This window comes from Ferruginibacter sp. (assembly GCF_031430955.1).
Lineage (GTDB): Bacteria > Bacteroidota > Bacteroidia > Chitinophagales > Chitinophagaceae > Ferruginibacter.
Map to the genome: position 1 here is coordinate 1 of NZ_JANPCM010000431.1, position 2,220 is coordinate 2,220.

2 protein-coding genes are annotated in these 2,220 nt (G+C 35.7%); one reads left to right on the forward strand and one right to left on the reverse strand.

The window, feature by feature from the left end:
• On the reverse strand, nucleotides 1–1,546 hold a 1,546-nt coding region (locus ACY65O_RS11975; RefSeq protein WP_462221087.1), incomplete at its 3' end, for a ligand-binding sensor domain-containing protein.
• Between the two features lie 255 nt (nucleotides 1,547–1,801).
• Between ACY65O_RS11975 and ACY65O_RS11980 the strand changes: the two genes are divergently transcribed.
• Nucleotides 1,802–2,110: a YqcC family protein gene (locus tag ACY65O_RS11980; RefSeq protein ID WP_462221088.1), complete on the forward strand. Its 309-nt coding sequence runs from the start codon at nucleotides 1,802–1,804 to the stop codon at nucleotides 2,108–2,110.
• The last annotated feature ends 110 nt before the right edge of the window (nucleotides 2,111–2,220 follow it).

The following is a 2,220-nucleotide window of genomic DNA, read 5'->3' on the forward strand; positions in this document are numbered from 1 at the left end:
ATACAAGGTTTCGCTTAACCAAATCACCTTCGTGTGACAAAAAATAAAAAAAATCGTTGCTGGCCGAAACACAGGCCTGCCTTGAAAAACCATTACCTGTAATTTTTTCAATACTGTCTGTACCATTATAATAATAAATATCTCCGTTTCCTTTTTTAAAATAAACGGCATTTTCATTATACCTGAATACCCATACTACATTGCCGGCGGTGGTTGCCATTAACCGATACATTTTTTGAACAGGTAAAGACAGTTTAATTTTATTGGTTGACATATCGGCCTGCAGCAGTGTGCCATTTCGAGCTATATAGGTGTTGCTTTTTTCTGGCGTAAAAACATAGCCTAAAGTTTTTACCGAAGTATCGGGAAGTGGAAAATACCGGGTGGCCGCATTAAAAATATTGTAGGTAAATAATCCACCAGCAAAATAGGGAGCATATATGGTGCCTTCATCATCCTGCGATATGATGGCAGAAGGATAATCAATATTTAAAATCTCTTTTTTATAACTGAGGTTTTTTTGCTGCACAGCACTGTCGTAATAATTGATAATAAAAATTCCGTTGTTGGTAGATACCCACATTCTTTTTAGATAATCTTCCTGCAGCGAATAAATATAATCTGATTGTATCAGGCTGTTTGCACCTGTATATCGGATAGGTGTAAATTTTTGGGTATCGTTATTAAAAAAAAGCAACCCGCCATACCGAAACCCTATCCACACATTTCCTCTGTAATCTGCAGCTATGGAAACACAACAACGCCATGCATTTTGCGGAAATACAAATGCAAAGGAATCCAGTTTTTCAGTAATGATATTATATTTAATCAAAGCACTGCCATTAAAAATAAAATACAGGTTTTTAGAAGAATCCATGCACAGATCGCTTTGCAGATCGGGATTTTTTGATTCGGGCAATTCAAATATTTTTTTATGCAGCGGGTTATTGTATTTGTGAAAAAACTGGTGGCTTTTAAAATCAAAGAACATGAGGTATCCCGGCGCATACATCCATAGACCTTCCTTTGTTGGCACGGTGCTTTTATAAATTAACCCGGCTGATGGAACTCCTTTTCCAGATTTTTCCTTTTCCAATACTTCATAATATTTGCCTGTATTGTAGTTCAGTACAAATAAAGCAGCATCTGTATTTACCCATATATTATCTTCATTATCCTGAAATATTGTAACGATATAACCATTCCAGTCGTCTTTTGCTTTTGCTGATTTTAATTTATAATGTTTTATGCTTCCGGTTTTTGGGTTCACCTTATCAAGGCCGCCGGTAGTGCCCACCCATATAAATCCCAACCTGTCTTCAAATACGCTGTGCATTTCATTACTGCTTAACGAGGTGGAATCTTTATTATTTTTTTTATACACTTTTATAGAAGTGCCCTCATGCTTATGCAAACCGTTGTAGCTGCCAAACCACATATTATTTTGCCTGTCTTTTATTAATACGGTTAACTGGTTTGTAGCCAGGCCCTGCCCTGTAGTTACATGATAACTGGTTTGAGTAAAGGCCGTTGAAAATAATATCAAGGCAAAAACAATTGATGAGCTATGCTTTATTCTAACGATAAAAATAATTTAGTATTAAAAGTAAACAAATAAATCCGGCGTTGGGTGTCGTTACCTCAATTGATGAACCCGTTGCCTAATTACAGGTGAATTAACGGCCGGATTTTTAACGATAAATATATCGCCGGCACCAATCCTAATTGAAATATAACGTTGCCTAACTGTTATAGTTTGCCGCATTAACACAGTATTACATTTACTGGAAATTAAAAATTGATGATTGAACTGGGGAATACGATTACTGCTAAAACAATGGAGCTTGAAGAAGAATTAAAAGCTACCGGCCTTTGGCAAACCAATATGCCAGCCTGGGTACATTGGTACGATGATAACAGGAGTATTACAAAAACCGATTTTGCACAATGGCTGCAGTTTGTTTTTATACCTAATCATTTGCATAAAAATAAAATGATACCGGCTGCAGAAAAAAATTTACTGGTACCGCATGCTATAAAATATTTTGGTACTGATGTAAAAAAAGGGAAGCTGTTGCAAATATTAATTGAAATAGATGCTTTACTGTGAGTATATAAAAAGTAAGTATAATAATTTTTAAGGTAAGGGGATTTTATAAACAGGGGTTAATTAAATGAATGGGCAATTAGAAAAGTGGATGAAAAGCCACCACTGCTGCG